20 protein-coding genes and 1 tRNA gene are annotated in these 22,599 nt (G+C 54.3%); 18 read left to right on the top strand and 3 right to left on the bottom strand.

Going from position 1 to position 22,599, the window contains the following annotated elements:
* Positions 1 to 193: 193 nt before the first annotated feature.
* Complete coding sequence (locus tag ONV78_RS29900) at positions 194 to 1,597, bottom strand: adenylate/guanylate cyclase domain-containing protein (RefSeq protein WP_279508220.1); 1,404 nt, start codon at positions 1,595 to 1,597, stop codon at positions 194 to 196.
* Positions 1,598 to 2,167: 570 nt separating this feature from the next.
* Here ONV78_RS29900 and ONV78_RS29895 point away from each other — a divergent pair.
* The 13 genes from ONV78_RS29895 (at position 2,168) to ONV78_RS29835 (ending at position 15,609) form a co-directional block, all read left to right on the top strand.
* On the top strand, positions 2,168 to 2,734 hold the full coding sequence (locus ONV78_RS29895; protein WP_279508219.1) for a nitroreductase family protein: 567 nt from the start codon (positions 2,168 to 2,170) through the stop codon (positions 2,732 to 2,734).
* Positions 2,735 to 3,008: 274 nt separating this feature from the next.
* Entirely contained in the window at positions 3,009 to 3,404 is a 396-nt protein-coding gene (gene flgB / locus ONV78_RS29890; protein WP_279508218.1) for a flagellar basal body rod protein FlgB, read from the top strand.
* 2 nt (positions 3,405 to 3,406) lie between these two features.
* A complete protein-coding gene (gene flgC / locus ONV78_RS29885; RefSeq protein ID WP_216737404.1) occupies positions 3,407 to 3,844 on the top strand; it encodes a flagellar basal body rod protein FlgC in 438 nt (145 codons plus the stop codon).
* A 24-nt stretch (positions 3,845 to 3,868) separates the two neighbouring features.
* Positions 3,869 to 4,546: a flagellar hook assembly protein FlgD gene (locus tag ONV78_RS29880; protein WP_216737405.1), complete on the top strand. Its 678-nt coding sequence runs from the start codon at positions 3,869 to 3,871 to the stop codon at positions 4,544 to 4,546.
* 17 nt (positions 4,547 to 4,563) lie between these two features.
* On the top strand, positions 4,564 to 6,519 hold the full coding sequence (locus tag ONV78_RS29875) for a flagellar hook protein FlgE (RefSeq protein WP_279508214.1): 1,956 nt from the start codon (positions 4,564 to 4,566) through the stop codon (positions 6,517 to 6,519).
* A gap of 61 nt (positions 6,520 to 6,580) precedes the next feature.
* On the top strand, positions 6,581 to 7,327 hold the full coding sequence (locus tag ONV78_RS29870; protein WP_279508212.1) for a flagellar basal body rod protein FlgF: 747 nt from the start codon (positions 6,581 to 6,583) through the stop codon (positions 7,325 to 7,327).
* 105 nt (positions 7,328 to 7,432) lie between these two features.
* Positions 7,433 to 8,218, top strand: coding sequence for a flagellar basal-body rod protein FlgG (flgG, locus tag ONV78_RS29865; protein WP_216737408.1), 786 nt, complete (start codon positions 7,433 to 7,435; stop codon positions 8,216 to 8,218).
* Between the two features lie 35 nt (positions 8,219 to 8,253).
* The gene (gene flgH / locus ONV78_RS29860; RefSeq protein ID WP_279508211.1) at positions 8,254 to 8,937 is read left to right on the top strand and encodes a flagellar basal body L-ring protein FlgH; all 684 of its coding nucleotides are present in this window, start codon (positions 8,254 to 8,256) and stop codon (positions 8,935 to 8,937) included.
* 50 nt (positions 8,938 to 8,987) lie between these two features.
* On the top strand, positions 8,988 to 10,124 hold the full coding sequence (locus ONV78_RS29855; RefSeq protein ID WP_279508204.1) for a flagellar basal body P-ring protein FlgI: 1,137 nt from the start codon (positions 8,988 to 8,990) through the stop codon (positions 10,122 to 10,124).
* Positions 10,125 to 10,152: 28 nt separating this feature from the next.
* A complete protein-coding gene (flgJ, locus tag ONV78_RS29850) occupies positions 10,153 to 11,241 on the top strand; it encodes a flagellar assembly peptidoglycan hydrolase FlgJ (protein WP_279508203.1) in 1,089 nt (362 codons plus the stop codon).
* 11 nt (positions 11,242 to 11,252) lie between these two features.
* Complete coding sequence (flgK, locus tag ONV78_RS29845) at positions 11,253 to 13,931, top strand: flagellar hook-associated protein FlgK (RefSeq protein WP_279508202.1); 2,679 nt, start codon at positions 11,253 to 11,255, stop codon at positions 13,929 to 13,931.
* Positions 13,932 to 13,953: 22 nt separating this feature from the next.
* Positions 13,954 to 15,192, top strand: a complete 1,239-nt coding sequence (flgL, locus tag ONV78_RS29840; protein ID WP_216737413.1) for a flagellar hook-associated protein FlgL — start codon at positions 13,954 to 13,956, stop codon at positions 15,190 to 15,192.
* A gap of 90 nt (positions 15,193 to 15,282) precedes the next feature.
* On the top strand, positions 15,283 to 15,609 hold the full coding sequence (locus ONV78_RS29835) for a hypothetical protein (protein WP_279508201.1): 327 nt from the start codon (positions 15,283 to 15,285) through the stop codon (positions 15,607 to 15,609).
* A gap of 83 nt (positions 15,610 to 15,692) precedes the next feature.
* Here the strand turns inward: ONV78_RS29835 and ONV78_RS29830 are convergent.
* Positions 15,693 to 15,777, bottom strand: a tRNA-Leu gene (locus ONV78_RS29830).
* A 187-nt stretch (positions 15,778 to 15,964) separates the two neighbouring features.
* Here ONV78_RS29830 and queA point away from each other — a divergent pair.
* From queA to secF, 5 genes are all read left to right on the top strand, one after another.
* On the top strand, positions 15,965 to 17,020 hold the full coding sequence (queA, locus tag ONV78_RS29825; protein WP_279508200.1) for a tRNA preQ1(34) S-adenosylmethionine ribosyltransferase-isomerase QueA: 1,056 nt from the start codon (positions 15,965 to 15,967) through the stop codon (positions 17,018 to 17,020).
* Between the two features lie 51 nt (positions 17,021 to 17,071).
* Positions 17,072 to 18,181 (top strand): tRNA guanosine(34) transglycosylase Tgt, encoded by a 1,110-nt coding sequence (tgt, locus tag ONV78_RS29820; protein ID WP_279508240.1) that lies wholly within the window; start codon positions 17,072 to 17,074, stop codon positions 18,179 to 18,181.
* Positions 18,182 to 18,262: 81 nt separating this feature from the next.
* Entirely contained in the window at positions 18,263 to 18,586 is a 324-nt protein-coding gene (gene yajC, locus ONV78_RS29815; protein ID WP_206618153.1) for a preprotein translocase subunit YajC, read from the top strand.
* A 111-nt stretch (positions 18,587 to 18,697) separates the two neighbouring features.
* On the top strand, positions 18,698 to 20,560 hold the full coding sequence (secD, locus tag ONV78_RS29810) for a protein translocase subunit SecD (RefSeq protein ID WP_279508199.1): 1,863 nt from the start codon (positions 18,698 to 18,700) through the stop codon (positions 20,558 to 20,560).
* Between the two features lie 12 nt (positions 20,561 to 20,572).
* Positions 20,573 to 21,490, top strand: a complete 918-nt coding sequence (secF, locus tag ONV78_RS29805) for a protein translocase subunit SecF (protein ID WP_216737417.1) — start codon at positions 20,573 to 20,575, stop codon at positions 21,488 to 21,490.
* Positions 21,491 to 21,616: 126 nt separating this feature from the next.
* Here the strand turns inward: secF and ONV78_RS29800 are convergent, their stop codons facing one another.
* Positions 21,617 to 22,414, bottom strand: coding sequence for an inositol monophosphatase family protein (locus ONV78_RS29800; protein ID WP_216737418.1), 798 nt, complete (start codon positions 22,412 to 22,414; stop codon positions 21,617 to 21,619).
* Positions 22,415 to 22,599: the final 185 nt, after the last annotated feature.

The raw sequence follows: 22,599 nt of genomic DNA, 5'->3' as shown, positions 1-22,599 counted from the left end.
CGCCTGTTGGGTCTGCGTGAATGCAATTGGGGCGGGGTGCGCGTCGAGGGATGACGCGACTTGGTTAGATCATGGCGAAGCCGACCTCCGTGTACTGAAATGTACCCATGTCGCACATCTCTGCGTCGCCGACGCCATGAGATGCGCGATGTTTACTTGCAAATCTTCTGTAATTTGTGGGGGAAGGGCGCGGTTAGTTACGCAACTTTTCCGCAGCGCTTTCGAGGGATTTCAGTATGCGCTCTTTGGCCTGGGCGCTGACCTTGCCAGCGTCCAGATACATGGCGAATCCTTCGGTTTCATGCTCGATAAAGCTTTGATTGCCGCCGATGTCGCGGCGTAAATCCACGACGGAGTAAATCGGCACCGGTTTGGTGAAGCCCTTCACCGTAATTTCGCCCTTATCCCGGCACATGATAGTGTCCTTGATCAGCGCGAAGGTCTCGTAGGATACCAGAATTTCTCCGGGCGCCGCCATGGATTCGAGACGGCTGGCGAGGTTAACTTCTTTGCCTATGATGGTGTAATCCATACGGTTTTCCGCTCCGAAGTTGCCCACGGTGCAGTAACCGGTGCTAATGCCCATGCGAATTTCCAGCGGCGTGCGCACGCCTTGGCTACGCCACTTCTGCCGTAGAATTTTCATGTGCTTGCGCATTTCTATCGCCATCATGACGCAGGCGCAGGTATCTTCCTTGGCGCCGCGACTGCTGGGGTCGCCGAAGAAGATCATGATGCTGTCGCCGACGAATTTGTCGATGGTGCCGCCGTATTTAAGCGCGATCTGGGACATCTCGTTGAAGTAGGTGTTAAGCAGCTCGGTCAGACTTTCCGGCTCCATTTCCTCCGCCAGTTCGGTGAATCCTTTGATGTCGGAGAAAAACACCGCCAGGCGTTTACGCTGGGTTTCCAGGCGCACGTCGCGCTCACCGGTGAAGATGGATTGCCATACCTGAGGAGACAGGTATTTGGCCAGCTTATGGGACAGGGCGATGGATTGCTCGCGCTGAAACTGAATCTGTGACTTTGCCTGCACCAGGGCGCGGGCCTGTTGGTGCGTGTAGTAAGCAGTGACGCCGACATACAGCGAACAGGTGACGCCGCCGATGATGCTGACCACCATGGGGGTGGGCGGCGCAAAGCTCAGACCAAAATAGATGGACGCTACGGTAAAGCCGGCGAGAAAGGCGATATTGCCATACAGCCAGCTTTTCATACCGCCGACGATTATGAAGCTGAAGTTCAGCATCAGCAGAAAAAACAGGGTGGGGGTGACGCTGAATTTAATCAGCACCAGAATCACGCCGCATAGGAAACCGTCCACCACCATCATGCCCTGGCGGACCTTGGTGTTCTTCTGTTTATCGAAGAAACGCAGGGCGAAATACAGAATATGCGGCCATAGCATGGCGCCGGGAATGATCCAGATAAGGTACTCGTCGAAATGCCCCTCCAGAATGCCGGCGACGATGATGGCGGCGCATACCAGATAGCCGAGCACCCGGGCGTTATAGTCCGGCATGGGCGGGATGGTCACCTGAGTCGGGGAGTGCGGCGTATTGGCGAGATGTGGAGGTATCGGCATCATTTGTGTCATAACCGCGAATACCGGTATTGTCCCGTCAGCATATTTTTCAACCTAACCAAAAGTCCCTGCGAGCTCATGGGAGTGGCAATGCGGCTCGCCGGTTTGCTGTTATCAAAAAAACGTCCTGTCCTAGCACGGATATACCCTAAAAAGGACAGGAATAGAAGGTTTTCCGGGTGGAAAGCGGGAGGCGCCTGTTCAACAGGCGTAGCGCGACGCATTGGTTGAATGCGGGATTGCCATGTATAAAGCCGTTGGACCGGCGTAAACCATCCGCCATAACTGCCGCCCTCTTCTGGTAGTATAGTCCACCAGCGCTTCGATCGCGTCTAAGGTTAGCAGTAATGGGGTTGTCGGACAATCTGTGAGGCGGTTTTGTCCATCGTTAGACAATCTTTAACCTTTTGAGTTGGCGTGAAAGGCAGGCAATGTGGCGCGATAGGACAAGCATTTTTCGACGGCCAATTGCATATATTTAAGAATCATTCCTATTTATAATCTGAACCGAATCAGCCGTTGGCCACTTATTGGCCTGACCGGCGGCCACACGGATAAACAACAGGAGCCACGTATAACGCCATGGCGGTATTAGATATTCTTGTAAATCGAACCTCCACCCCTTTGTTGCAGGCGCCGGCGCCGAGCCATGAAGAATTGCGCAAACTGTATCCGGTGATCATGCGTGCTCCGGATCATGGCCGCTTACGGCCGTGTCGTCTGATTATTGTAGAAGGCGAGGGGCTCGACGCTTTGGGGCGCATATACGGCGAAACTGCGGAGCAGGATGGTCAGGACGATGCGGCCAGGCAAAAGCTGGCCAAAGCGCCCAGTCGCGCGCCGATGGTGATCGTCGTGGTCGCCACCGTTCAGGAGCATCCCAAAGCGCCGGAGTCGGAGCAACTGATTTCCGCTGGCTGCAGCGCCTATGCGTTAATGCTGGGGCTGGAGGAACTGGGCTATGGCGCCATGTGGCGCACCGGATGGGTGGCCTACGATGAGCGCGTCAAGCAGCGCCTTGGTTTGGCTTCCAACGAACATGTGGTGGGTTATCTGTATGTAGGGACGCCGGCCAGCAAAGAAAAGAAAGTCCCCGAACCGCCTGCTTTTGATGAACGCGTCAGCTTCTTCACTGGCGAAGCGAGCTGATATCTCCTGCGACGTCGCATGTTTCTGTCGGCGTCGTTTTCCCAAATCTATTCTGCATATCCATTGCCAAGTTTGACCTTTTCGGTGGCGATGGTATTCCACTTGCCGCATGGCGTGTACGCGCTTTCCTTCAGGGCGGTATCCCTTTGCCGCCTTTAGTCTGCCTGAAAATACTATCTAACTGAAAAATAAAACAAAAAAATAACTGGCGCGGGACTTGCTGACATTGACGCAAATGACGATTGTCGCAGTCAGGCAACTGCAGAGGTGTTAGATGGCCATATCATTCGACAAAGCGCTGGGTATCCATGAGCAGGCGCTGAACGTCCGCGCGAGACGGGCGGAAGTGCTGGCGAACAACATAGCCAATGCGGACACGCCTGGGTTCCGCGCCCGGGATATTGATTTTAAAGCCGTGCTCAGGCAGGCCAAAAGTATAGAGGACTCATTGGAGGTGGTTACCACTGACGATGCTCACATGGCGATAAAAACACCGGCGGAAGGGGCGTTGTTATACCGGCAACCACTGCAGCCTTCCATTGACGGCAACACGGTGGATACGCAGACAGAAATCGTGCAGTACTCCAAGAATGCGCTGGATTTTCAGGCCAGCTTTGAATTCCTCAACAGCCGCCTGAAAGGCATCGTCAGCGCGATTAAAGGAGAATAACGATGGGGATCAATAGCATTTTCGACATTGCCGGCTCTGGTATGACTGCGCAATCCGTGCGACTGAACACCACTGCCAGCAACCTGGCCAACGCGGACACCGCCAGCTCCAGCATCGATCAGACTTATCGCGCGCGCAAGCCGATTTTTGCTGCGGTGCATCAGGACGCGCTCAACGCGGCGATTCCTCCCTCGATCAACGATGACGCCTCCCGCGGCGTTGAAGTGCGGGCCATCGTGGAAAGCGATGCGTCTCTGGAGCGTCGCTACCAGCCGGACCATCCCATGGCGGATGCGGACGGTTATGTGTTTTATCCCAACGTGAATGTGGTGGAGGAAATGGCGGATATGATGTCCGCTTCCCGCAGCTTCCAGACCAACGTGGAAGTGCTGAATTCAGCGAAAACCATGATGCAGCGTCTGCTGACTATTGGTCAGTGATGAACTTTTCGTGAGGGCAGCGTGATGAGCGATATCAATACGACAAATCAGACTAGCGACGCGCTGAGTCAGTATGCGCTTCAGCAGAATTCCGCCAACAGGAAAAACGAGCTGGGTAAAAACGAATTCATGGATCTGATGATCGCCCAGTTGAATAACCAGAGTCCGCTAGATCCCCAGGACAACACGGCGTTTGTCGCACAGTTGGCGCAATTCAGCTCGGTGGAAGGCATTCAATCATTGAATTCGACTGTGGACACCATGGCTTCTCAGTTTCGCAGCGCACAAGCCCTGCAGGCTTCGGCGATGGTGGGACGGGATGTGCTGGCTCCAATGGAAAGCGCCATTAAAAGCGCGGATGGATCTATTAATGGGGTGGTGGAACTGCCTGCGGGAACCTCGCAACTGGCCATTAGCGTCTATAACGAGGCAGGCGAACTCATCACGACTATTGATAAAGGTTACCAGCCCGGCGGCGACGTCAATTTCAGCTGGGACGGCAAAAACAGCAACGGCGAAACTTTGCCGGCGGGGCGGTATGAAGTGGTCGCAAGGGCCCGCTACAGTGGGGAGCAGATGCAAGTCAGCTCTTATCTGGCGGCCAATGTGGATAGTGTATCAATCGCGCGTGACGGCAGCGTCACATTAAATCTGAACGGGCTTGGCTCGGTCGGATTAAGCGATATCAAACAGATCAGTTAGCATGTGCGAGGTGTGGTATGCCGTTTAATATCGCGTTAACAGGAATCAGAGCAGCGTCGGTCGACCTGGAGGTGACCGGCAACAACATCGCCAACGCCAGTACGACCGGCTTTAAGCGGTCCCGTGCGGAGTTTGGCGATCTCTACGCCAACAGCTTTTTGAGCCTGGGCTCCAACCCGGTTGGGGATGGCGTGCGGGTGCAGAAGGTGCGGCAAGAATTTGCGCAGGGCAATCTTTCCTTTACTGAGAATGGACTGGACCTCGCCATCAACGGCGAAGGATTCTTTATTCTCGATACCAACAGTGGCGATCGTCGCTACAGTCGCGCTGGCGCTTTTGGTATCAACAAGGAAGGTTATGTAGTGAACAGCTCTGGCATGCGCTTGCAAGGTTTCGTCGCCAATGACAGCGGCGTGGTCAGCGGTGTTCTCGGTGATCTTTTGATAGATGACACCAGCCTGGCGCCAGACAGAACCACAAGAGTGAACGCCAATCTGAACCTCGACGCGTCCGAGCCAGTGCTGCTTGAACGCGGAGACTCATTGTCTTCAGATGGTTTGTTGATCGGACGGGCGGTTGACGCTACCGCCGCCGGTACGAATGGCGCTAATGGATACGCCGCACAAACTATAACAGTGACTCAGGCTGACGGTTCGACTTCAACAGTGACTATTCCAGCCAATAGTTCCGCTGCTGAAATAGCGGGCCTGTTTAACAATCTGGACAATATAGACGCCGCCGCCAGCACCCGCGCGACAATTACGGCGGCGGGTTTCAACAATGCGTCCGGCACTATGCAGGTGACTATTGATGGCGTGCCGTTCGATGGCTATACCAATCTGACTGATTTAGGCAATGCAATTAACTCTTCATCTCAGCTAAATGGCGTGCGCGCAGTGTTGGACGGCACGGACCTGGTGATTATCAATAATCGTGGTGATGATCTTAGCTTTGGTTTCAGTGGCGCCGCCGGAGATCAATTTGTGGTGCAGGGCAATGATGCGGCGGCCACATCACAAACTCTGAGCACGGCATTGACGGATGCCGTCGTAGGCGGCAGCGTCAACCTGACCATGCAGGATGGCATTACCTTGGCAAGCGGGACAACGGATTTATTCGCTACTTTCACAGGCACGCCTTTCGTCAACAACGTGTTCGATCCGGCGGATGAAAACACGTATAACCATGCCACCTCCACAACGATTTACGACAGTCTGGGTAACTCTCACGTTCTGACGACGTTCTTCGTCAAAGAGCCGCTGTCAGCGACCACGCCAGACAATCTGTGGACCATGTATGCGTTAATAGACGGCCAGGATGTCGGCGATCCCTTGGTGACTGGCGGTACGCCATCCCGCGCTTCCTACAGCCTGGTGTTCGATCAGGATGGCTCACTTAACGAAGTGTTGTCCGACGACGTGTTGATATCCAACTGGACGCCGCTGGCGTCTGACGGTACGCCAAACGGGGCGGAAGGGCCGCTGAATGTGGTGGATGGCGGAACCTTGCCGATTCCTGATCCCCCCACCAGCTCCAATTTCTTAATAGATCTTGGCACGACGACTCAGTATGGCAGCGCATTTGCGGTCAATGACCTGCAGCAGGATGGCTTCACCACTGGACGTTTGATTGGTCTGGACGTGGATGATGGCGGGGTGATTTTCGCCCGTTACACCAACGGCGAGTCCAAAGTGCTGGGACAGGTCGCACTGGCGAACTTCAATGATATTCAAGGGCTCGCGCCGGTTGGGGAAACCACTTGGGTGGAGACATTCAACTCCGGCAACCCTGTGATCGGGGCGCCTGGTACTGCATCTCTGGGGGCTATTCGCTCCAGCTCTTTGGAAGATTCCAATGTGGATTTGTCCGAGCAGTTGGTGGGATTGATCATCGCCCAGCGAAACTATCAGGCCAATGCGAAAACCATTGAGACCGCTAACGCCATCACTCAGACCATCATCAATCTACGTTAATGGATGAGTGAAAGCGTGAGAAAGACCATCAACGCGATCAGGCGGAATTCGAGAGGTAGTCATGGATAAAGCCTTATACATCGCCATGAGCGGCGCCAAGCAGAACATGTTGTCTCAGCGCGGCCACGCCAACAATCTGGCTAACGCCAATACCACCGGCTTCAAATCTGACTTTATGCAGGCGCGTAGTATGCCGGTGTTTGGCGAACATTTTCCCAGTCGCGCCTACGCCATGACGGAGAGGCCGGCGACGGACTTCGAAATGGGGTCTATGATGCAGACTGGACGCGACCTGGATGTCGCCGTCGCCGGCAAGGGCTGGATCGCGGTACAGGCGCCGGACGGCGGCGAAGCTTATACCCGGGAAGGGGAGCTGCTGCTGGATGTGAATGGCATGCTGCGCACCGGCTCGGGATTGCCGGTGCTCGGCAACGGCGGGCCTATCGCCGTGCCGCCCGCGGCCAAGCTTAATATTGGCGGAGACGGTACGATTTCTATCGTGCCTCTGGGCGGTAATCCGGATGAAATTCAGGAAGTGGATCGTATCCGTCTGGTTAATCCTCCCGCCGAAAACCTGGAAAAAGGCGTCGACGGCCTGATTCATCTTAAGCCGGATGTTGCCGGTCCTGCTCTCCCTGATGGGCTGGTGCGTCTGGAGTCCGGCTATCTGGAGTCTTCTAATGTCAATGCCGTCGAAGAAATGACGGAAATCCTCTCTCTATCCCGCCAATTCGAACTTCAAGTCAAAGTTATGCGCGCTGCGGATGATAACTCCGAAGCTGCGGCACGCTTATTGCAAATATCCTAGTAATCCCGCATGAGCGGCAATTTTCCGCCATGCGGCCCGGAGTCTATCCGGGTATAGGTTGAAACCCATTTATTGTGTTGTCCGACCTGCATAGGAGAATTTGTCATGCATGGTGCGTTGTGGGTGAGTAAAACCGGGCTCGCGGCCCAGGATACTGCTCTAAAAACCATTTCCAATAACCTGGCGAACGTTAACACGACCGGCTTTAAGCGTGATCGCGCTGTATTCCAGGATCTGCTGTATCAGATCAAGCGGCAGCCGGGCGGTCAGAGTTCCCAAGACACGCAGCTGCCTTCTGGTTTGCAACTGGGGACAGGGGTGCGCGTGGTGGGCACTCAGAAAGTCTTTAGCGAAGGCAATCTGGAAGTCACTGAGCAGCCGCTGGACATCGCCATCAATGGTCGGGGGTTCTTCCAGATTCTGATGCCGGACGGCACGATCTCTTATACCCGGGACGGCCAGTTTCACCTGAATTCCGATGGCGATGTGGTCACCGCCAATGGCTTCCCTCTTGAGCCCGGCATCACCATACCAGACGGCGCTTTGCACCTGACCATCAGCACTGACGGCGTGGTCAGCGTCACTGTGGCGGGCACTGCTACGCCAACTCAGATCGGCAACATCAATACGGTGGACTTCATCAACCCGGCCGGATTGGAAGCGATCGGCAACAACCTGTTCAGGGAGACCGCCGCCAGTGGCGATCCTCAAGAAGGCACGCCGGGATTGGCGGGGCTGGGAACTGTGGAACAGGGCATGGTGGAAACCTCCAACGTAGAGATCGTTGAGGAAATGGTGAACATGATCACCACCCAGCGCGCCTACGAGATGAATGCGAAAGTGGTGACCACTGCGGACCAGATGCTGCAGTACATCACCCAGAATCTTTAATTGATGTGTCGTCGATTTATCGGGGAGGGCCTGGCGTGAAAACACTAACGCTGATCTCACTAATCATGGTTACGGTGCTGAGCGGTTGCAGTCCGATCAGCAGAGAGCAGGTGCGCCCGGGAGATCCGGCGTTTGCGCCTGTTCCACCGCAGACGCTAATGCAGCCGGCGGCGGTGGATGGTTCTATTTATTCCAGCGCGCAAAGCTTCTCTCTGTACGGCGATCGCACGGCCCATCAGGTGGGCGATGTATTGACGGTGGTGCTGCAGGAAAGCACTCAGTCAAAAAAGAGTACAGGCTCGTCTTTAAAGAAAGACTCTGATAACTCCTTCAACGAGGCGACGATTCTGGGCACAGCAGTGTCCGCGCATAACCTCAGCCTGCTGACGGACCCCAGTTTTAACCGGGATTTCTCTGGGTCGGCGGACGCAGATCAAAGCAACAGTCTGACCGGCAATATCAGCGTCACTATTTCGGATGTGCTGCCCAACGGTGTTTTGCGTATTCGGGGCGAGAAGTGGCTGACGCTGACGGAAGGAGATGAGTACATCCGGCTCAGCGGATTGGTGCGCCCTCAGGATATTGGCGTCGATAACACCATTTTGTCGAGCAAAATTGCCGACGCCCGTTTCGCCTACAGCGGCACTGGCGCCTTTGGCGACGTGAATCGCGCCGGCTGGCTGCAGCGCTTCTTCAACAGCGAATGGTTTCCCTTGTAACGCTTGATTTCGAAACGAAGACTTCCGTCCTTAACTAGCGGTATCTGACTATGCATGAAGTATCCGATAAAACCAAAGCGATCCGTCCTCTGCAGCAGGCGTGTCGGGCGCTGTTTGCGTTTGGCCTGTTATGTTTCGCAACAATCGCTGGCGCGGAAAGGATAAAAGACATCGCTACGGTGGAAGGCGTGCGCAGTAACCAGATCGTGGGGTACGGTCTGGTGGTGGGGCTGGACGGCACTGGCGACAAGGCGCCGTTTACGGATCAGACGTTTCGCAACATGATGAATCGTTTCGGCATCTCCATTCCGACAGGAACTGATCCGAAATTGAAAAACGTGGCGGCGGTATCCGTGCATGCGGATCTCCCGGCTTTCTCCAAGCCGGGACAGAAAATCGATATTACCGTGTCTTCCGTCGGCAACGCGAAGAGCCTGCGTGGCGGCAGTTTGCTGATGACCAGCCTGAAAGGCGCGGACGGTAAAACCTATGCCGTGGCTCAGGGCAATCTGGTAGTGGGCGGGTTTGGCGCCGGCGGTGCGGATGGTTCCAGCATCACGGTGAATGTCCCCAGTGTAGGACGTATTCCTAACGGCGCCACAGTCGAGCGCGCGGTTCCCAGCGGTTTTGGTCACGGCGATACCTTGACGCTGAATCTGAGCTCGCCGGATTTTACTACCGCCAAGCGGGTGCAGGACCGCATCAATGACCTGCTGGGCCCAGGGCTGGCGCAAGCGATGGACGCCGCCAGCATTCGAGTGATGGCGCCCCGTGAGGCGTCGCAGCGGGTCGGGTTCCTGTCTATTTTGGAAAATCTGGAGGTGGAGCCCGGGCAGGAGGCCGCCAAGGTGGTGATCAACTCCCGCACCGGCACCATCGTGGTGGGGCAGAACGTGAAGGTGCTGCCGGCGGCGGTGACCCACGGCAATCTTACCGTCACCATCACCGAGGATTTTGGCGTCAGCCAACCCAATGCGCTGGCGGGAGGGAATACGGTCGTTGTGCCTCAGACTGATGTGAATGTAGAGCAGCAGCCCAGTCATATGTTCAAGTTCGGCCCGGCGGCGACTCTGAATGAAATTGTGCGTGCGGTGAATCAGGTCGGGGCGGCGCCAGGGGATGTGATGGCGGTGCTGGAGGCTCTGAAACAGGCCGGCGCGCTGAAAGCGGAACTGATCGTGATCTAACACGACAATAGTGTTTTAAGGCAAGCGTATGACCATCAACAATCGCGCTCTCGACCAGGCTCATGTCTATACCGACCTGAATGCGTTGCAGCGACTGAAGTCGCCCAGCATGGACAAGTCGGAGGCGATCGGTGCGGTGTCGAAGCAGTTTGAGTCCATCATGGTCAACCTGATGCTGAAATCCATGCGTCAGGTCAACGCGGTATTTGAGCAAGGTAATCCATTTCACGATTCCGCCTCCAATATTTATCAGGATATGTTCGACCATCAGCTCAGTCTGACCTTGTCCAAGCAGAAGAGTTTTGGATTGGCGGATGCGCTGACGAAGCAACTTTTGGCCAGAGAAAGCAGCGAGCCGAGAAAAGGCGGCTATAAAGACATCAATGAATATCCGCGTGCGCTGGAGGCGATGCCGCTGAACTATGCGCAGGCCGAAGAAAGCCTCGCGCAGGCGCCGGAGTTGACGGAAGAAGAGACTCAGGCTCTGGAGCAGGTAGCTTATTACTCGGAGCAAATGTCGCGCTCTGCGTTCGTGGACGTCGAGGTGAAGGAGGTCATTGCGGCGGCGGAAGCCTCGCAAGCAAACCATAACGAAGGCGGAGACCTTAAGAAAGAGTCTGCGCCGGCTTCATTTGAGAGTCCGCAGCATTTTGTTAACAGCCTGCTGGCGTCGGCCCGTAAGGCGTCCGCCGGGCTGGGTGTGGAGCCGGGCGTCCTACTGGCGCAATCCGCTCTGGAAACCGGGTGGGGACGGCGCATGATTCTTACCGAAGAGGGCGAGCCCAGCTACAACCTGTTCGGCATCAAAGCGGACCAGCGCTGGAAAGGACCCGTCGCCTGGGTGACGACCACTGAATATCGGGAAGGGAGCATGGTGAAAGAGCGGGCTCCGTTCCGCGTTTATGGCTCCTATGAAGAAAGCTTTACGGATTATCTCAACTTCTTGCAGGAACAGCCCCGCTATCAACAGGCGTTGAAACAGGTGGCGGAGCCGGAAGAATACCTGCGGGAACTGCAAAAAGCCGGATACGCCACAGATCCCAATTATGCGTCGAAGATTCAGCGCATCATGAACGGAGCGTATCTACAAAGCGTCCGCTCGGATGATCAAGGCTGAGGACTCCTGTCATGAGCACTAACGTCATCAACATAGGACTCACCGGACTCAAAGCCAGCCAGACCGCGCTGGCCACTACCGGCAACAACGTCTCCAACGCCAACACCGAGGGCTACAGTCGTCAGCGGGTGGAGTTCGAAGCGACACCGTCCCAGTATATCGGGGCGGGGTATTTGGGCACAGGGGTAGGGGTCGCCGATATCTCCCGCATGACCAACCAGTTTCTGGTTACCCAGTTGCGCTCGGATACTTCCATGTTCAGTGAAATAGATAAGATCCGCGCCAATGTGAGCCAGATCGACAGCCTGCTGGCGGACCCCACCACCGGACTGTCTCCCGGCATGAGCGCTTTTTTTCAGGCGTTGCAGGGCGCTGCGGACGATCCCTCGTCCATACCCGAACGTCAGTTGGTGTTGACTCAGGCGGAAGGTCTGATCAATCGCTTCAATGTGCTGTATAACCGCCTGGAATCGCAGCAAAGCAATATAGATCAGGATATGCGCGCGTTGATTACGGAAGCCAACAGTCTGGCCAGCGGCATCGCCCAGGTGAATCAGGCCATCGTGTCGGCTCGCGGTTCGGCGCAGGGTAAAGACGTCAACGACTTACTGGACAAGCGTGATCAAATGATTCGCGAGCTGTCGGAAATTGTATCGGTGACCGTCGTGGAGCAAACCGATGGTCAGCTCAATATCCTGGTGGGTAAAGGCCAGTCTCTGGTGATTGGCTCTCACGCCAATACATTGGGGCTACAGGTCAGCGAAACTGACCCGACCCATCAGGAAGTGGCGCTGACGGAAAGCGGCGGCTCTGGAACCAATATTATTACTTCAGAAATAACCGGCGGTGAGCTGGGTGGCATACTGCTGTTTCGCGATCAGATTCTACAGCCGTCATTTAACGCGCTGGGCCGAATTGCAGTGGTGATGGCGGACACGATCAACGAGCAGCATCAGCTGGGCATGGACTTGGAAAACCGGCTCGGCGGCATGTTTTTTGAGGACATCAACTCTGAAAACAATGCGCGTCAACGGGTCACAGCGAATGAAGGCAATGCGCTGCCGAATGATCGCGACATCGGCGTGGAGATCATCGACACTTCCGCGTTGACCACCAAAGATTATCGAATACAGTTCACCGGACCTTCCGATAACGACATCCTGGTGGTGGATGCATTAAGTGGCGCCACGGTCACTCGCGGGCGGCTGCCCGGTTTGTTTCCCGCCACCTTTGAGTTCGATGGATTGCGGATTAACTTCGAGTCAGGCAGCTTTCAAACCGGCGACAGCTTTCTGGTGACGCCGACCCGTTACGGCGCCCGAGATATCGATATGTCGGTGAGCCGCGTCGAGGAAATTGCCCTGGCGTCGCCAATTCGCACTGAGTCAGACTTGGGCAACGTGGGGAATGCGGTGATCAGCCAGGGCGAACTGCTGGCGGTGAAGCGCAGCTCTAACGACGCTATCTTGCCAACGTTTGCGGTTCCTGGCGAACTGACGCCGCCCATACTGATCCGTTTCATCACTGACACCTATTATGAAGTGCTGGATAACAGCGATCCGGCTAATCCGGTTCCGCTCGATCCGCCATTGAACAATCAGAAATATATCGCGGGCGTGTCCAACGCCATTTTTACTGCGGACGAGGGGCAAACTGCGGTCAGCGCCGAGGGCGTCAGTATTGCGCAGGTTCCTGCGCCAGTTGCGTCTCCTGGACCTTATGCAAACGGCTATGGGGCGCAGACAGTGACGCTTAGAAATCGCGATCAGGAGACAGGGATAGTCACTACTCAGTCGCCGCTTAATATCGCCGCCAACGCCAGCGCAGAGGAAATCGCCTCGGCCCTGAATAGTCGCAACGGCGTGTCCGCTCTCGCCTACACAGAAGTGGAGCTTTCCAATTTTGTGGATGACGGCGGTGGTGTGGCGCCGGGGCTGACCATCAACGGTGAGGTGTTGACGTTGCCAAGCGGAGGCTCTTTCACGCCAGATGATTACGTGGAACTGATCAACAACAACTCAAACCTTCAAGATGCCGGTATCGTCGCCTGGAGCGACGGCGGCACTTTGACTGTGCGCGCACTTACCGGCAAGGACATTACTGTCGAGGTGACAGGCGATGCGACAGATTCTGTGGATATCGCCACCGCCAATGACACTGTCGCTACCACTATTGCCGGCGGCAACGGGACAAGCGTTGGCGGGTTCGTGGATGTGCAGCTGGATGACGGCGTGCGCTTGAATGCAGATAACAACAATATATTCTTGCCTGCGCCAGTGGCGCAGAGTTCGTTCCGGGGCTATCAGGCCAATATTACTGGTACGCCCAGCCAAGGAGATACTTTTACTATCGAGTACAACGAAAACGGCGTTTCCGATAACCGTAATGCATTGAAAATGGCGGGGCTGGAAACGGAGGGAACCATTGGCGGCAATGTCAGTACCTACAATGAGGCCTATTCCCAGTTAGTGGAAGTGGTCGGCTCCACCGCCAGTCAGGCGCAACTGGATACAGAGTCGGCTCAGTCACTGCTGCGGCAGTCGGAAAATCGCTGGCAGGAAGTTTCAGGCGTCAGTCTGGATGAAGAGGCGGGTCGTCTGATCCAGTATCAGGCGGCCTATAATGCGTCTGCGCAAGTGGTGTCCATCGCCCGACAGTTGTTCGACACCCTGTTGAACACTTTCGCCTGATGGATAACCCGAGGATGTGACCATGCGTATTTCAACCCAACAACTGTTTAACCGCGGGCTGGACAACATCCTTGATGTGACCGGCCAGTTGCAGAAAACCCAGCTGCAGATCTCCAGCGGGCGTCGCGTACTGACGCCAGCGGATGACCCGGTGGCGTCCACGCGCATCCTGCAGATAAACCAAGAGCTGTCGTTGATTGATCAATATAAGAGCAATATCAATCTGGCGGAAAATCGTCTGAGCCTGGAAGACGGCCTTCTGGGGGGCGTCAGTGAAGTGATACAGCGTTTACGTGAATTGACGGTGCAGGCGGGCGACGGTTCCCAGAATGCAGATGATAAAACATTTATCGCGGCGGAAGTGCGGCAACGGCTCAGTCAGTTAGTCGGTATGCTGAATACCAAAGATCCCAGTGGAGAGTATATCTTTGCGGGATTTCAGGGTAAGCAGGAGCCATTTCAGCTAAATGCCGCGGGTTCATATAAGTATGTGGGCGATGAGGGGCGTCGATTCATGCAGATCGACGCCAATGTTTCCGTGGCGGCGGGGGACAATGGCAAAGAGGTGTTCGTCAATATCAAAAGCGCCAACAACACTTTTTTCACTCAGGCGAGCCCTCGCAATACGGCGGAGCCGCCGGCGATCATTACTCAGGGACAGATGATCGATCAGGAGCTCTATGACGCCTTTTATCCGGAAGATATGGTTGTTGTGTTTAATGACGAGGCCGATGTGGTTCCGCCTGCGCCGAACTACTCTATCGTGCAGCGCTCTGACGGTAAGCCCATTTTGAATAATCAACGCTTCGCCACGGGACAACCTATTCAAGTGCAAGGCGTGCAGTTCGAAATTATCGGCTCGCCTCAACCCGGCGACACCTTCTTTGTGCAGTCGTCAGAGAAGCAGGGCCTTCTGACTACGGTGGAGCGCCTGGCGGCGGGACTGGAGGATTATCAGGATACCCCGGCTGGCCGCCAGACATTGACTGATCTGCTGGATTCCACCTTGGCGAATTTCACCAATGCGGAAACCAAACTACTCGAGACGCGGTCGCGACTCGGCGCCCGACTAAACACTATCGACGACACCAAACAGCTGCAGGAAGATGTTGAGGTGTTGACCAAAGAAGTGCTGTCCGAGCTGCAGGATTTGGACTATGCGGAAGCGGTAAGCAATCTCACCTTGCAAAACTTTGTCCTGCAGGCCGCCCAACAATCCTATTCCCGCGTCACCAGCCTGTCGCTGTTCGATCTGCTCTAAGTAGGGCGGCGATCCAATGAATCGCCGCCACACTCCGCAAACACGTCTATTCTTATAGTCAGGGTTGATCGCAGTTAAAGAGGCTCATCTATGAGAATAATTTCTTCATTGACTATGTGTAGCGTGATTCTTTGCAGTGGTGTCGCATCCGCTATCGCCATAGATGGCGCAGCGCCGCCATGGCAGGAAATGAAAAAGAACTATATTTCCAATATGTCCAATGGTTGTATCAGTGCGCACAGTGGTCAGGGCGAAGGAACGGAAGCCGTGGCGAATTATTGCTCTTGCGTTGTGGAACGAGTCGACAAGGATTTGACGTTGGACGATATTCGTTATTTTGCAGAGCAGGGCAGGCCCAATAGCTCGCATACAGAAGTGATTATCAGCGCAATACAGGCGTGTGGAGAAAATCAGTAGAAAGACAAAGAGGTTGGATTCGTCTAGCGTGAAGAATATTTAATAAGGGTAAAGTAGAAAGGAGTTAGATAAGAAAAGAAAGTTGGTGCCGGGAGAGAGAATCGAACTCTCACTCCCGAAGGAACACGAGTTTGAGTCGTGCGCGTCTACCAGTTCCGCCATCCCGGCAACCATGTCAGCCTGTGAGTGGCTAACTAGGGCCGCGATTATACGGGCTTTTGATTGCTCGTCAACAACTTTTACTAACTATTTTTTTGCCTTGCCCTGGCTCGACGCTATAAAAACGGTCGAAGCTGGCGAGTGGCGGGCATTTCCGCTAACCTATGCGCCCCCAAAACTGAAGCAGAATGTCTTGATGCGCGTTGACGATTTTGATTTTGATCTGCCGCCGGAGTTAATCGCCCGGCGTCCGCTGGCTGAGCGCTCCTCCAGCCGCTTATTGTGTCTGGATGCGGAGACTGGAGAAATAAACCATCGCAGCTTCAAAGACCTGCTTGGCATGATCAACCCCGGGGATTTGTTGGTATTCAACGATACCCGCGTTATCCCGGCTCGCTTATTTGGCCAAAAACGCAGCGGCGGCAAAGTCGAAGTGATGGTTGAGCGAGTCGTGTCCATGACGGAAATACTCGCTCACGTCCGAGCCAGCAAGGCGCCCAAGCCTGGCGTCGAGATCCTTATAGACGATAACCATGTGCTGACGATGGTGGAGCGGGAAGGCGATCTGTTCCGTCTGCGGGTAAGCGAAGGCGGAAGCGTCAGCGAATTATTGGAAGCGTGCGGGCACATGCCGCTGCCTCCTTATATAGATCGTGAAGATGACTTGAGCGATCGCGAACGTTATCAAACTGTATATAGTCGCCAACCCGGCGCGGTGGCGGCCCCTACCGCCGGTTTGCATTTTGACGAGCCGCTATTGCAGGCGCTGGCGCAAAAAGGCGTGGAGACCGCGTTTGTTACCTTGCATGTCGGCGCGGGCACGTTTCAACCTGTGCGGGTGGATGTGGTGCAGGATCACCAGATGCATTCAGAGTATCTGGAAGTCTCCGCGAATGTCTGCGAACAGGTGCGCAAGGTGAAGGCGGCAGGCGGGCGCGTCATCGCAGTGGGCACTACCGCAGTCAGGGCGCTGGAGACGGCGAGCCGATCTGGGTCTATTGAGCCTTATGCGGGCGATACCAGTATATTCATCTATCCTGGATATGAATTTGTTACCGTCGACGCATTGGTGACCAATTTTCACTTGCCCAAGTCCACACTATTGATGCTGGTGTCGGCTTTCGCCGGTAGAGAACATATCCTGGCCGCCTACCAAGAGGCGATTGAGCAACGCTATCGCTTTTTCAGCTATGGCGACGCCATGTTTCTGCATCGTCGTCTTTCTGGTCGCGAAGACGCCTTAACAAATTAAGAATGACTGTCAGATCTGAGTAGGAGAACAACCTTGTCGCGTACTTGCCACATGCAGTTCGAAATCGACAATGCCGACGGCAAAGCCCGTCGCGGTAGGCTTAAATTTCCAAGAGGCGTGGTGGAGACACCCGCCTTTATGCCCGTGGGCACCTACGGCACCGTAAAAAGCATGACGCCCCGGGACATTAAAGATATCGGCGCGCATATTATTCTTGGCAACACTTTCCATTTGATGTTGCGTCCGGGTACGGAAATCATCCGTCAGCATGGCGATCTGCATGACTTTATGCAGTGGGATGGTCCTATTCTGACGGACTCGGGGGGCTTTCAGGTGTTCAGCCTGGGGGATCTGCGCAAAATTACGGAAGAGGGCGTGAAATTCAAATCGCCCATCGATGGTTCGCCCATATTCATGGACCCGGAGCGTTCAATGCAGGTCCAGCGCGACCTGGGCTCCGATATTGTCATGATTTTCGACGAGTGCACGCCTTATCCTGCCACTGAAAAAGAAGCGGCGGACTCCATGCGCTTGTCTCTGCGCTGGGCTAAAAGAAGCAAACTGGCGCACGGAAATAGCTCTTCTGCATTGTTTGGTATTGTACAAGGCGGAATGTATCCCCATTTAAGGGAAGAATCGCTGGCGGGGCTGACTGAAATCGGCTTCGACGGCTACGCTATCGGCGGATTGTCGGTAGGAGAGCCCAAGGATGAAATGATAAAGGTGCTGGATTACCTGCCTCCTGCGATGCCTGAAGATAAGCCCAGGTATCTGATGGGTGTGGGCAAGCCGGAGGATATAGTAGAGGCGGTGTTGCGCGGAGTGGACATGTTCGACTGCGTCATGCCGACCCGGAATGCGCGTAACGCGCACTTGTTCACTTCATTTGGAGTGCTCAAATTGCGCAACAGCCGGTACCGGACAGACACGCGTCCCCTGGATGAAAACTGCGACTGTTATACCTGTCGCAATTTCAGTCGCAGCTACCTGCATCACCTTGACCGTTGCGGCGAGATGTTAGGCGCGCAGTTGAATACTATTCACAATCTGCGCTACTACCAAAACCTGATGTCTGGTTTGCGTCATGCGATTGAACGGAGTAAATTGTGCGACTTCGTCGCCGACTTTTATCATAGGCAGGAGCAAGGTATTCCAGCCTAGTCAAAGTGTTATAAGCATATTTTGGAGTTATTTCTTATGCGTAAGCTACATGTGCTGTTAGGCACGCTGTTCGCCCTGCTGATGCCTGCTATTGCTGCGGCTGAGCCAGCTCCGGGTCCACAAGGACCGAGTGCGGTGATGCAGATCCTGTTCCTCGGCGGTTTCGTGCTGATTTTCTACTTTCTGGTATGGCGCCCACAGAGCAAGCGGGCCAAAGAGCACAGAGAGCTGCTGGGCGGTTTGAACAAGAACGACGAAGTGTTAGTCAACGGCGGCATTGCTGGAAAAATCGTGCGTGTGAAGGACGACTTCCTGGTAGTTGAGATTGCTGACAAAGTGGAAATCAAAGTGCAGAAAATGGCGGTGACCGCAGCGTTGCCCAAAGGCACTTTGAAAGATATCTAAGACGGCCGCGCATGCGCGCCGGGCCTGCGTCAGGCGTTCAATTTCCGCGAACGCCTGCATGGCGCGCCTATTCCCCGGCATAGAGATAAACAATAGGGAGCCTTTTACGGCATGCTCAATAAATACCCACTTTGGAAAAATCTGCTCGTTGTCATAGTGCTGATGATGGGCTTTATTTACGCCTTACCGAATTTGTATCCTGATGACTACGCTTTGCAGATAAGCGGATCTCGCGGCTCCATCGGGGTTGACGAGAGCGTGCTGAAAAAAGCCACCGACTCCCTGGACGAAGCGGGCATTGCATACGGCGAAGCGAAAGTCGGCGAGAAGAACATTATCATTCGCTTTGCGGACAACGATACTCAGTTGGACGCACAGCCTCACGTCAAGAGCGCTTTGGGCAATGACTACGTTGTGGCGTTGAATCTGGCGCCGACAACGCCGGCATGGTTGTCCAGTCTGGGCGCTGCGCCCATGAAGCTGGGTCTGGACTTGCGTGGAGGGGTGCACTTCCTGATGGAGGTGGATCTGGCGAAAGCGGTTGCCACGACAATGGAAATTACCCAGGGCGACATTAAAACCAAGCTGAGAGAAGAAGGGTTGCGTTACAAGTCGGTGGATATTCTGCCGCCAAAGCAGATCTCTGTCGGCTTCCGTGACGAAGATGATCGCGATAACGCATTATCTCTGGCGCGCCGTGAGTTTGGCGACTTTTTGGCGGAAAGCGCTGAAGAGAACGGCTTGTTTATGGTGAAGCTAACCCTGCTGGAAAGCCGGGCGAAAGAAATTGAAGACTACGCCATTTCCCAGAACTTAAGCACCTTGCGTAATCGGGTTAACGAGCTGGGCGTCGCCGAGCCTTTGGTTCAGCGCCAAGGACGTGGGCGTATCGTTGTGGAATTGCCGGGCGTGCAGGACACGGCGGAAGCCAAGCGTATTCTGGGCTCCACTGCTAACCTGGAGTTCCGTCTCGAGGCGCGTCCAGATGCTTCGGCTGGTTCGATTGAAAAGTTTGAATTCCGCTCAGAGCCACGCACTGCAAGCCTGGAGCGCGACATCATTATTACTGGCGGCAGCGTCGCCAATGCGCAGCAGTCCTTTGACCAGAATGGTCGTCCTGAAGTTAACATTAAGCTGGACTCCTTGGGCGGCAACAAAATGTTCCACGTCACCAAGGATGCTGTGCAGCGCAACATGGGCGTGCTCTTCGTTGAATACAAAGAAGACGTGGATACCAAGTCCACAACTGGACAGCCCAAGAAGCGCCGCTATGTAGAAAAGAAAATCATCAGTCTCGCCACCATACAGTCGCCGTTAGGAAACAGCTTCCGTATAACGGGTCTGGACTCTGTATTTGAAGCCAAAGAACTGGCTTTGCTTCTGCGTTCCGGCGCATTGGCGGCTCCAATCTATTTTGTTGAAGAGCGTACTGTCGGTCCCAGCTTGGGGCTAGAGAACATTAAAGACGGCGCCACTTCCGTAGCTATCGGCTTTGTGCTGGTCATGCTGTTTATGATCGTTTACTACCGTGTATTCGGTATCGTGGCCAATATCGCTTTGGCGGCCAACGTCTTTATTCTGATCGCGGTCATGTCCTTGCTGTCGGCGACGCTGACTCTGCCGGGTATTGCGGGTATCGTATTGACGGTGGGGATGGCGGTCGACGCCAACGTGTTGATCTACGAACGAATTCGTGAAGAGTTGCGTAACGGGCTGCCGCCTCAGTCGGCGATTCATGCTGGTTATGATCGCGCATTCGTGTCTATTTTTGACGCCAACGTGACCACTTTGATTGCGGCGTTGATCTTGTTCGCAATCGGCACAGGCCCGGTCAAAGGTTTCGCTGTTACGCTGTCTATCGGGATTCTGACCTCCATGTTTACTGCGATTACCGTAACTCGCGCAGTAGTCAATATGATTTACGGCGGCCGCAATATTGGCAGTTTGTCCATTGGCGGCGTCAAGCAAGGTTAAGGAGGCATAACTATGTCTGATGAAAAAGTTTATAACTTTATGGGCATAGCGAAGCCTGCGCTGGCTTTGTCTGTGATAATGATCATTGTATCTATCGTGTCCATCGCTACTCGCGGCTTGTCCTTCGGGTTGGATTTTACTGGCGGCACGCTGGTAGAGGTGGAGTACGCCAAAGCGCCGCAAATCAATGATGTGCGGCATCAGCTTGAGGCTCACAAATACGAAAACTTCGTTGTGCAAAAGTTTGGTTCTGACACCAGTATCCTGGTTCGTTTGCAGCAAGAGCACAGCGAGTCCATCGGGACAGAAGTAGTGAATGCGCTGTCTGCGGATGGGGCGCAAGTGAGTCTGAGTCGTTCCGAGTTCGTTGGATCTCAGGTCGGCGAAGAGTTGCGCGAACAGGGTGGATTGGGCCTGCTGTTGGCGCTTGGCGTCATCATGCTCTATATCGCTTTTCGCTTTCAGTTCAAGTTCTCTGTTGGCGCTGTATTGGCGTTGGTGCATGACGTCATTATCACGGTGGGGATGTTCTCGCTGTTTCAGTGGGACTTCGATTTGAACGTGTTGGCGGCGGTGTTGGCGGTAATCGGTTATTCATTGAACGACACCATCGTTGTGAGCGATCGCGTACGTGAGAACTTCCGTCGCCTGCGTGAGGAAACGCCGGTAAGCATCATTAATATTTCTTTGACGCAAACCCTGTCCCGTACAATCGTTACTGGCCTGACTACTTTGCTGGTTCTGGTGGCGTTGTTCTTGTTCGGCGGTCCTGCGCTTAAAGGGTTCTCGACGGCGTTGATAGTAGGTATTGTTGTCGGTACCTATTCCTCAATATATGTTGCGAGTAACCTGCTGCTGATCATGAATATCAGTAAAGAAGATTTGATGATTCCTGTGAAAGAAGGCGCTGAGTTGGATGATCGCCCCTAAGGCGATCTTCTTCCTGGTATAGACCGTCAATTATATACAGGACGGGTCACAGCCAAATAAAAAGCCGGTCATATGACCGGCTTTTTTGTGAGCTCTTGTGATGTAAAGAGCTTTTTGGGCTGTTTGTTATTTCAATAGCTCAGCCAATTTGTGGGCTTTTTGTGAGACGGGCTTAAGCATTTTAGGGTTGCAGCAAATAATGGAGCGGCTTCTTTCATTTAGCGGGTTGCCGCGGACATCGCTGTGCAGAGCGCCGGCTTCTTTGGCGATAAGTAAACCAGCTACCGTCTCAAGAGGGTTGATGTTGTTCAGAATCGCGACGTCGATTTTCCCTGAAGCCAGGTAGGCCAGCTCCTGTGGGATGCAGTGTGCGCTTCTTACGCCGAAGCAGCTCTTGTCCAGTTCCGCATAAGCTTCCAGCAAGGTTGCAGGCTCTTCTCTTTTGCCAACGCCTTCTAAAATGTTAGTGGACAGCACGGATAGCTCCAGCTCTTTTGTGCCGGAAACGCGGATGCGCTTGCCGTTTAGAGAAGCTCCGCCGCCCCGGCTTGCCGTGTATTCGTCGCCGGTTACAGGGAAAATAATGATGGCGTGTTCGGTCTGATCATTCTTTTTGCAGACAAGTGAAAAACACCAGTCAGATAGGCCGCGTACGAGGCTGGCGGTGTTGTGTACAGGCATGATGTGCCAGCTGACGCTTTTCGGGGCGCCTTTCAAATCACCTTTTTTGTTGATTTGGTGGGTTGGGTAGGCCCGTTGTAGGGCGCGGGACAAATTATCGTAGAAAGCGGCGTCAACGCGTGCAATGACTCTCTTTAGCTTTTCCGGATCGGTAAAAGATAACTCTTCACGTTCAAGAATCATGTTGATTTGCTCATTGGACGAGCGAATTGCGCGCAAGGCAATATTAATCATTGGCTGCATGGTTTGATCACTACTTTGTAAAGAACGGTTTTAAAAAGGGCGCTAATGATAGCAACTCCGTCGTGTAAACACACCCAGAAATCTACTTACGGGTTAAATTATAGAAAAGGTCGCGGAGCGCGCCAGAAAGCGGAGTCATGGCGATGTTTCAATCTCGGTGGGGGGAGGCATTTGCATACAATTCT

This window comes from Hahella sp. CR1, from assembly GCF_029813005.1.
Lineage (GTDB): Bacteria > Pseudomonadota > Gammaproteobacteria > Pseudomonadales > Oleiphilaceae > Hahella.
This window is presented reverse-complemented; position numbering and strand designations above follow the sequence as displayed.

Coding starts and splice junctions, on each gene's coding strand:
- ONV78_RS29900 (WP_279508220.1), bottom strand. CDS start 1,597: ATGACACAAATGATGCCGATACCTCCACATCTCGCCAATACGCCGCAC.
- ONV78_RS29895 (WP_279508219.1), top strand. CDS start 2,168: ATGGCGGTATTAGATATTCTTGTAAATCGAACCTCCACCCCTTTGTTG.
- flgB (WP_279508218.1), top strand. CDS start 3,009: ATGGCCATATCATTCGACAAAGCGCTGGGTATCCATGAGCAGGCGCTG.
- flgC (WP_216737404.1), top strand. CDS start 3,407: ATGGGGATCAATAGCATTTTCGACATTGCCGGCTCTGGTATGACTGCG.
- ONV78_RS29880 (WP_216737405.1), top strand. CDS start 3,869: ATGAGCGATATCAATACGACAAATCAGACTAGCGACGCGCTGAGTCAG.
- ONV78_RS29875 (WP_279508214.1), top strand. CDS start 4,564: ATGCCGTTTAATATCGCGTTAACAGGAATCAGAGCAGCGTCGGTCGAC.
- ONV78_RS29870 (WP_279508212.1), top strand. CDS start 6,581: ATGGATAAAGCCTTATACATCGCCATGAGCGGCGCCAAGCAGAACATG.
- flgG (WP_216737408.1), top strand. CDS start 7,433: ATGCATGGTGCGTTGTGGGTGAGTAAAACCGGGCTCGCGGCCCAGGAT.
- ONV78_RS29855 (WP_279508204.1), top strand. CDS start 8,988: ATGCATGAAGTATCCGATAAAACCAAAGCGATCCGTCCTCTGCAGCAG.
- flgJ (WP_279508203.1), top strand. CDS start 10,153: ATGACCATCAACAATCGCGCTCTCGACCAGGCTCATGTCTATACCGAC.
- flgK (WP_279508202.1), top strand. CDS start 11,253: ATGAGCACTAACGTCATCAACATAGGACTCACCGGACTCAAAGCCAGC.
- flgL (WP_216737413.1), top strand. CDS start 13,954: ATGCGTATTTCAACCCAACAACTGTTTAACCGCGGGCTGGACAACATC.
- ONV78_RS29835 (WP_279508201.1), top strand. CDS start 15,283: ATGAGAATAATTTCTTCATTGACTATGTGTAGCGTGATTCTTTGCAGT.
- queA (WP_279508200.1), top strand. CDS start 15,965: ATGCGCGTTGACGATTTTGATTTTGATCTGCCGCCGGAGTTAATCGCC.
- tgt (WP_279508240.1), top strand. CDS start 17,072: ATGCAGTTCGAAATCGACAATGCCGACGGCAAAGCCCGTCGCGGTAGG.
- yajC (WP_206618153.1), top strand. CDS start 18,263: ATGCCTGCTATTGCTGCGGCTGAGCCAGCTCCGGGTCCACAAGGACCG.
- secD (WP_279508199.1), top strand. CDS start 18,698: ATGCTCAATAAATACCCACTTTGGAAAAATCTGCTCGTTGTCATAGTG.
- secF (WP_216737417.1), top strand. CDS start 20,573: ATGTCTGATGAAAAAGTTTATAACTTTATGGGCATAGCGAAGCCTGCG.
- ONV78_RS29800 (WP_216737418.1), bottom strand. CDS start 22,414: ATGCAGCCAATGATTAATATTGCCTTGCGCGCAATTCGCTCGTCCAAT.